The organism is Streptomyces sp. YS-3, from assembly GCF_045257485.1.
Classification (GTDB): Bacteria; Actinomycetota; Actinomycetes; order Streptomycetales; family Streptomycetaceae; genus Streptomyces.
Genome location: NZ_JBJHPC010000323.1, coordinates 1 through 8,341, shown reverse-complemented (window position 1 = coordinate 8,341; position 8,341 = coordinate 1). Strand labels below are relative to the sequence as shown.

The 8,341-nt window shown below is 77.0% G+C and carries 5 protein-coding genes; 1 reads left to right on the top strand and 4 read right to left on the bottom strand.

All coding sequences use genetic code 11. The features are described 5' to 3' along the window. The 3 genes from ACJA3G_RS23580 to ACJA3G_RS23570 form a co-directional block, all read right to left on the bottom strand. Window positions 1-2,720 (bottom strand): FtsX-like permease family protein (locus tag ACJA3G_RS23580; protein WP_406555027.1); only part of this gene is annotated, 2,720 nt, incomplete at its 3' end. Between the two features lies 1 nt (window position 2,721). After that, window positions 2,722-6,030 (bottom strand): FtsX-like permease family protein, encoded by a 3,309-nt coding sequence (locus ACJA3G_RS23575; protein WP_406555026.1) that lies wholly within the window; start codon window positions 6,028-6,030, stop codon window positions 2,722-2,724. 182 nt (window positions 6,031-6,212) lie between these two features. After that, window positions 6,213-6,617 (bottom strand): globin, encoded by a 405-nt coding sequence (locus tag ACJA3G_RS23570; RefSeq protein ID WP_406555025.1) that lies wholly within the window; start codon window positions 6,615-6,617, stop codon window positions 6,213-6,215. A gap of 293 nt (window positions 6,618-6,910) precedes the next feature. Between ACJA3G_RS23570 and ACJA3G_RS23565 the strand changes: the two genes are divergently transcribed. After that, window positions 6,911-7,888 carry a methyltransferase domain-containing protein gene (locus tag ACJA3G_RS23565; protein ID WP_406555024.1) on the top strand — a complete coding sequence of 326 codons (978 nt, stop codon included), beginning with the start codon at window positions 6,911-6,913 and terminating at the stop codon, window positions 7,886-7,888. Here ACJA3G_RS23565 and ACJA3G_RS23560 read toward each other — a convergent pair. After that, on the bottom strand, window positions 7,885-8,341 hold a 457-nt coding region (locus ACJA3G_RS23560; RefSeq protein WP_406555023.1), incomplete at its 5' end, for an FHA domain-containing protein. The two genes, ACJA3G_RS23565 and ACJA3G_RS23560, sit on opposite strands and share 4 nt — an antisense overlap.

The following is an 8,341-nucleotide window of genomic DNA, read 5'->3' as shown; positions in this document are numbered from 1 at the left end:
TCTCCCGCCCTCAGCTCCGTCACCGAGCCACGCCGGCTCGTCCACCACGCCTGTGTCGCCGCCACCCCGGCCGCCAGTGCCACCACGCACACCGCCGGGACGAGGAGCGACAGCGGATCCGTGCGCAGGCCGCCCCCGGCCGCGGCCGTCGACGGCGATGCCGCCAGGGCCAGGCCGGTCAGGTCCACGCCGGGGGCCAGCAGCTCGGTCGCCGCCCAGCCCGTGAGCGCCCCGCCGAGCGCGGCCAGAGCCGCCTGCGGCAGCGCCTCCAGGATCAGCAGCCGGCGGCCCTGCCGACGGGTCAGGCCCATCGTCCGCAGCCTCGCAAGCAGCGCCGACCGTTCCGGCGCGCCCCGCAGCAGCGAGAGCAGCAGCGCCAGCACCGCGTACCCGGCGCCCGCCGCCACCGCCGCCCCGTACACGCCCTCCGCCCCCGACTGGAGCGGGGAGTCGACCAGTTGGTGCCGGGTCTCCGAGCGGAGATGGACGGTGGGAGCGTCCGGGGAACGGGAGGGTGTCACCGTGCGGCGCAGCGCCGCCGCGTCCAGATCCGTCCCCGCCACCAGCAGCGTCGTGGGCTCCCGCGCGCCCAGTCCGGCCACGTCCACCAGCAGGAAGTCGCTGCGCGGGACGGCCGGGGTACGCTCGCGCACCGCCACCACCTCGATCATGAGGCGGTAGCCCGCCACCCGTACCTCCCGGGGCCCCCGGCCCAGGTCCGCCGCCACCTTCGGTGACGCGATCGCCGTCAGGGCCCCGCCGCGGCGGGCCTTCAGATCGTCGGCGCGGATCGCGCCCAGGCCGGTGCCCGCGGTGAGGCGGGCGTACGGGGAGGGGTCCGCGCCGATCACCGCGACCTTGTCGCCGGACGGCAGTGCCACGCCGTACTCGACGTGCGCCGCGGTCACCCGCGACACCCCGCCGACCTTGGCGACCCGGTCCGCGAGGCCCGGCGGCAGCGGTCCCTGGCTGTCGATCCGCGCGTCCGCGCCCGTCGTGTACAGCGCGGCCCGGTCCCGCGCGTCCGCCACCCCGGCGAGCACCGAGCCACCGAACGCGGCCGTGGTCAGCGCGGTGAGCAGGGCGAGCAGCGGGAGGACCCCGCCGCCGGGGGCACGGCCCGCGCGGGCCAGCGACAGGAAGCCGACCGTGCCGCGCAGCCGCGCGGCCGGGCGGGCCGCCCAGCGCAGGGGCAGCGGATACAGCCGTACCAGGACCAGCGCCGCGATCACGCCGATGAGCACCGGCGCCGAGCTGACCAGCGAGTCGGAGCCCGCCGCCGTGCTGCGCCGGCGCAGGGCGTACACCGCGCCCGCCGCAAGGACCAGCAGCGTCAGCTCGGCCACCGTGCGGCGCCGGGTGGGGCGGGTGCGGACCAGGTCGTCGCGGTCGGCGGCGGTACGGACCGTGCGGTGGGCGAACACCGCCCTCACCGGCAGCGCCAGACAGGACACCGCCGCCACCACGGCCGCGGCGAGCAGCGAGGGGCCGAGCCGCCCGCCGCGTACGGCCAGGACCGCCAGGGCCAGGCCCAGGGCCGCCGACGGGAGGGCCACCACGGCCGTCTCGGCGGCGAGCCGGGCGCCGATGCCGGGCAGCGAGCCGCCCCGGGCGCGCAGCAGGGCGAGTTCGGTGGTGCGGCGGGCCGCCGCCAGACCGCCCGCCATCAGCAGGACGACGGCCGCGACCGTGCCCGTACCGAAGATGGCGACGGCGACCACCGGGGTGATCGAGTCGCGTACGGAGGCGTACCGCGTGAAGATCGCGTCGAGTTCGGTGGCGGCCGTGGTGCCGGGGCCGAGCGACTCGCGCAGCACGGCGAGCGCCGGGCCGCCCTCCAGGGACGCCACCGAGGTGGAGAGGGCGTGGAGCCGGCGGGCGTCCATGGCGCTCGCGGCCGGGGCGATGTCCGCGTACACCTCGGGGTGGCCGCCCGCGTCGAGGAGCGCGGGCGCCGAGCCGTCGCCGAGCAGCAGGCCCCCGTACCAGTAGTGCGGCGCGTCCGGCTTGGGGGACATGGGGACCAGCTGGGGGTCGCGCAGCGCCGCCGCCGTGGCCCAGTAGCTGGAGTCGGGGGCCAGGGGGCGCACGATCCCGGTGATCCGGATCGCGAGGGGTGCGCCCCCGGCGCCGGGGGCGTGGACGACCGAACCGGCGGAGATGTGCAGCGCCGTGGCGGTCGTGGCGGTCACCACGGCCTCCGCCGTGAGGGAGTCCGCGGCCACCGTCGCGGTGGGCAGGCGTCCGCTCACCAGACGGGCGTGGTCGGCCAGGGACGACCGGGAGGCGATCAGCAGGCGCGGCGGCAGCCCCTCGGGCCGGGGCAGCCAGGGGTCGAGCCGGGGGTCCGTGAACACCTTCTGGGTGGTGCGCACCCCGTACGCCGACTGTCCTTCGTCCGCCCGCAGCGGCCCCGGGATCGCCCCGAGCTCCTCGCGGTAGGCGCGCTCCATGGCCTGCGGGCGGAGCGCGTCGCCGGGTGCCGGGTGCTGGGGGTCGCCGCTCGCGGGCAGCCCACCGGCCAGCCGCAGCACCGAGTTCTCCGGGGCGGCCGACGTCACCGCGTGGCGCAGGCCCCGGTCCTCGTACCCGTCGACCCCGCGCGGCAGGGCGCCGGCCAGGAACGCGGTGAGTGTCACCAGCAGGGCGAGCGCGCCCGCGGCGCCCGGCGCGGTCCGCAGCCGGGTGCGCACCCAGGGGGCAACGGCCTTGGCGGTCATGTCAGTTGTCCCCCTGGTGGCGCAGCGAGACCGCCGGGTCGGTGCGCCGCAGCGCCAGTGCCGCGACGATCAGCAGCGGTACGGCGGCGACTCCCGCGAAGAGCACGGCGAGCCGCCCGGCGGGCAGCTCCACCAGCACCGCGGGCACCGGCTGGGTGGCCTGCCCGGTCAGCACGATCAGCGGCACCACCGCTCGGGTCAGCACCTCGCCGAGCCCCAGCCCCACCAGCAGCGCCAGCGCGATCAGCACCCCCTGCTCGGCCGCGATCAGCCGGGCCAGCTGGCGGCGCGGGGTGCCCAGGGCCCGCAGCACGGCGAACTCCGCGCCGCGTTCGCGCAGCGAGCCCGCCGCGCTCACACCGAAGCCGACCGCGGCGAGGGCCGCCGCCGCGATGGCGGCGGCGATGAGCGCGGCCTGCGGACCGGCGCCCAGCGGGTCGTCGCGCAACTGCTCGGCGACCTCGGCGCGCACCACCACCTGCTGCGGGTCGATGTCGGGCCGGGCGCGCAGCGCGGCGGCGGCGCGGGCGGCGCCGCCCGGGCGGGTGGTGAGCCACCACTCGGTCGGGGCGAGGCTGTTGCCGGTGTCGGCGAGTTGCTCGTTGACGGCGCGCAGATCGAGCAGGAGCGCGCCGCCGTCGTGTCCGTCGCCCGGGGTGCTCTGCGCGCCGGGCCCGGTCGTGGGGAACTCGTCCATCCGGTCGACGACCTTCGCCCGCAGGGTCTGACCGGCCAGGACGGCTGTGACGGTCTGGCCGACCCGGGTGCCGCTGGAGGCCAGGAACCGGTCGGTGGCGATCGCGGTCAGCGCGGGAGCCGCGGGCCGCACGGCGGCGAGCCGGACGGTACGGCTCGGAACCGATGTCGAGAACGGGCCGGGGGCCGGGCTCGAACCCGTGGTGTACGGAACGCCCAGGCCCTGCCCGTCGGTGCCGGGCGTCAGGCCCACCACGCCGACGGGGCCGGCCGCGACCTCCATCGAGGTGGCCCGCCAGCGGTCGGCGGCGGGCACCGGGACGGCGGTGGCGCGTCCGTCCCGCGCCACGCTCCTCAGCTCGTGGACGGTGAACCGCTGCCGCTCGTCCTGCTCCGGCACGCTGAACTCCACGTCGAGGCCGGTGAGGGCGAGCGGCGCGGCCGGGCGGCCCACCGGCGCGCCCGCCGCCAGATCGAGGGAGAGCCGGCGCTCGGCCGTCCGCCCGTCGGCCTCCAGGGTCCCGGCCGGGAGGCGGTACCGGATGCCGAAGCGGTCCTCGATCATCGCCGTCACGTTCACGGTGAGCGGTTCGGAGGAGGCCCGGCCGGGGGCGCCCTCGGTGTCGATCCGCAGGCCGAGGACGAGCTCGGCGGCGTCCGCCGGGAGCGGCACCCCGCCGCGCGCCGCCCGGGGCGGGGTGAGTTCGGCGAGGAGCGCCGGGGCGGGCCGGTCGCCGAGGTCGGGGCGGAGCAGCAGCCCGTCCGTGGCGGCGGTGTCCAGGGCCAGCAGCGTTCCGGAGCGTCCGCCGGAGAGCTCCACCGAGGAGCGCGCCGCCGGGGCGACCTTCCGTACGCCGGGGACCGTGTCGTACGAACCGGCCTGGCCGAAGCCGTTCAGGCTGGATCCGAAGACCCGTACCGAGGTGCCCGCGCGGAAGTCCGCCTGGTCCTCCTGCGAGCGGTCCCAGGAGGCGGACTGGCCGATCGCGAGCATGCCCATGGCGACCGCGAGCACCAGCAGCAGTACCGGGCCCGCGCCGCGCAGCGGGCGGCGGGCGAACTGCCAGCCCGCGAGCGCCGCCGGGAGCCCGCGTCCGCTCGCGGCCCGCCGCTCGGCGAGCCTGGCGGCGGGCGGCAGCAGCCGCAGGGTCAGTACGGTCCCGGCGAGCAGGGCGAGGGCGGGCGCGGCCACCAGCAGCGGGTCGATGCCGAGGCCGCCGGTGCGGGTGTCGCTGAGCGCCCCGGAGCCGGAGGTCTGGCGGTCCAGCTGCCAGTAGGCGACCCCGGCGATCACCAGGAGTCCGACGTCGGCCCCGGCGCGTGCGGAGGCGGGCAGGGTGGCCGCGCGGGCCCGGGTGGCCCGCCCGGCCGACAGGGCCGGGGCCACCACGGCCGCCGCGCACCCCAGCGCGACCAGCGCCGCCACCAGCCACACCGTGCCGGTGGGGCCGGTCTCCAGATGGACGCCGCTGCGGGCGAGCGGGCCGTGGCCCGCCAGGAGCCGGGTGAGCGGGCCGGAGAGCAGGGGCGCGCCGAGCACCGCCGGGGCGGCGAGCAGCAGCGCCTCGGTGGCGGAGAGGCCGAGGAGTCGGGCGCGGGAGGCGCCGCGTGCCCGCAGCAGCTCGGTCTCGCCGGTGCGTTCGCTGCTGAGCAGCCGCGCCACGAGCAGGAGCGCGTATCCGGCGAGCAGCACCAGTTGCAGGGCGACGATCAGCAGGGTCGAGCGGGAGACGAGCAGGGAGCGCTCGGCCCGGTCGAGCACGTCGGGCAGCCCGGTGGTGGCGGTCGCGTCACCCGCGAACACCCCGGTGTCCACCAGGGACTTGGGCCCCGACCGGGCCGCCGTGCGCAGTGCGCCGATGCGCTCGGTGGTCAGGGCCGAGAAGTCGGCGGTGGCCAGCCAGGACGTCTGGCCGGCGCTGAGCCGTCCGCCGGTGAGCGCGGCGGGGTCGGTGAGCAGCGGCCCGTACGTGGTGAAGTTGACCCGGCGCGAGCCCCGGCCGCCGAGGTCGTCCAGTTGCCAGTACGCGTCGGTGATGTCGACGGGCCGGTAGACGCCGGTGACGCGGACCCGCACGGCCGGGCCGTTCAGCCGGTCGGTGAGGGTCAGGGTGGCGGGCCAGTGGCGCAGGCCGAGCTGGGCGGCGGCGCTCTCGGGCAGCGCGGCCTGGATCTCGCGGCCGGTGTCCGGCGGCGCGGGCCAGCCGCCGCCGGTCAGCCGGACGCGACCGCGGTCGACGGCGGCGAAGAGCGTGAGGTCGGGCTCGCTGCCCTTGCGGGCGTCGGGCGACTGGAGGGTGCGCGGCAGGGCGTACGGTCCGGACTGCGCCAACGTGGCCGTGGTGACGGGGAGTCGGTCGAAGGTGCGGCTCGCGCCCGCCCGTACGGCGGCGTCGGCGGCCTGCCGTTTCGCCTCGGGGACGGCCGCCTTGACGACCAGCGCGGCGGGCACGGCGGACCGGGTGGTGAGGGTGTCGCGCAGGGCCGCGTCCCCGATGGAGCCGGAGAACGCGGTCAGGGCGGCCAGCACCGAGGTGGTGAGCACCACCGCGAGCAGCGCGGCGGCGAGCAGCAGCCGGTGCGCGCGCACCCGCAGAAACACGAACCCCGCCACCCGGCCCCCATACCCCTGCCCAGCCCAGTCCTGCTCTGCCCCCGAAAGTCTGTACGGATGCTCGCAGAGGGCGCGGGCCGGTGGAAACCGCTTGCGGGGTCACCTTGACCGGATCGTGATCGGAATGCGCTCATGGAGTGCCGCATTCCGGTGCCGGGAGGATTGGAGGGTGAAGTTCCGGTCTACTCGGCCGCGTTGACCATGGAGGCCGCCGCGTACGTCAGATAGTTCCAGAGCGTCTTCTCGTGCTCCGCGGAGAGCCCCAGCTCGTCGACGGCCGTCCGCATATGGGTCAGCCAGGCGTCGTGCGCGGCGCGGTCGACGGTGAACGGCGCGTGGCGCATCCGCAGCCGGGGGTGGCCGCGGTGGTCGCTGTAGGTGCGCGGGCCGCCCCAGTACTGGATCAGGAAGAGGACGAGCCGCTCCTCGGCCGGGCCCAGATCGCCCTCCGGGTACATCGGCCGCAGCAGCGGGTCCTCGGCGACGCCCTGGTAGAACCGGTGGACCAGGCGCCGGAAGGTCTCCTCGCCGCCGACCTGCTCGTAGAAGGTCTGCTCCTGAAGCGTGCCGCGCGGGATCTCATTCACCCCTCCATGGTCTCAGACGGGGCGGCCGAGGACCGGGGGCCTAGGACGTGTCTCGAAAGTCCCGTCTGCCCGGCGGCGTCTGGCACGCACGCTCGCCGCGTTGTCGGGATCGCCCCGATACAACCAGTATCGGGGCGACCCTCCGCCTTGCGATCGCACGCACCAGACGCCGCCGGGCCCGCCCTTCGGGCGGACGACGCTACTTTCGAAACACGCCCTAGGACCACTCGTCCACGGGCCCGCGGGGCGGACGACCGCTCGCCTCCCCGGCCCCGGCGCAGCACAGTGGACCTATGGGCGCATACCGGGATCCGGCCGCCGGGGCGCGGGCCGCCCTCGTCGCGGAGATCGCCGCCGGCGGCTCGCTCACCGACCCGGCCTGGCGGGCCGCCTTCGAGGAGGTGCCCCGCCATCTCTTCGTGCCGTACTACTTCGTCGGGCGCCCCGGCGGCTACGAGCGGCTGTGGGGCGAGGACCCGGACCCGCGGCGCCGGGCGCGCTGGCTGGAGGGGGCCTACACCGACATCCCGCTGGCCACCCGGCTGCGCGACGGGGAGCTGCTCTCCTCCAGCAGTCAGCCCTCGCTGATGGCGCTGATGCTGGAGGCCCTGGACGTCCGGGACGGGCACACGGTCCTGGAGATCGGCGCCGGGACCGGCTACAACGCGGCGCTGCTCAGCCACCGCCTGGGCGAGGAGCGGGTCACCACCGTCGACCTGGACCCGGAGATCACCGAGTCCGCCCGGACCCATCTGACGGCCGCGGGCTTCCACCCCGCGGTGGTGACCGGCGACGGGGCGCGCGGCTGTCCGTCCCGGGCGCCCTTCGACCGGATCATCGCCACCTGCACCCTGCCGTCGGTACCCGCCGGGTGGCCGGCGCAGTGCACGCCGGGCGCGCTCATCGAGGCCCCGCTGGCCACCGGTCTGATCCTGCTGAGGGTGCGCGACGCCGAGCACGCCGAGGGGCGCTTCCTGGACACCCCGGCCTATTTCGTACCCCTGCGGGGCGTGGCGTCCGCGCCCGGGACCCCCCACCGCGGCGCGCTGCCCCGCCCGGGCCCGGAGAACGAGCTCTTCCGGTTCCTGCTGGCGCTGACCGCGGACAGCCTGGACCCGTACGAGGCGTACGCGCTGTGGCGGCGCGAGGGTCACCCCGGGCGCGAGCGGTTCGGCGTGACGGTCAGCGGCGAGCGGCAGTGGGCCTGGCTGGACGACCCGCGGGGACCGCACACCTGGCCCCTGCGGGACGCCGCGCCGGCAGGCGGCTAGCCGCGCCGGACGGTCAGCGTCGTCCAGGCGCCCACGTGCACCCGGTCGCCGTCCTGGAGCGGGACCGGCACATAGGGCTGGATGGGCTCCTCGGCGCCGTTGACCGTGGTGCCGTTGGTGGAGTTCTGGTCGACCACCGCCCAGCCGCCGTCGGGCTGCTGGACCAGGACCGCGTGCTGGTGCGAGACGCCCGGGTCCTCCGGCGGCACGGACAGGTCGATGTCGGGCGCCTCGCCGGTGGAGTGGCGGCGGCGGCCGATGGTGAGCTGGCTGCCGGTGAGGCGGCGCTGCTGCTCGGGCGAGTACGCGGGCAGGTTGAGCCCGGCGGCCTCCGGCCCGCTGCGCTGCATCATCGCCATGAAGTACTCGCGGTCCGGGCCGATGGTCACCGTCCAGCCGAGCTGCTGGGGCGGCGGGGCCTGGAACTGCTGCTGGGGCGGCTGGGGCTGCTGC

Coding starts and splice junctions, on each gene's coding strand:
- ACJA3G_RS23565 (WP_406555024.1), top strand. CDS start 6,911: ATGGGCGCATACCGGGATCCGGCCGCCGGGGCGCGGGCCGCCCTCGTC.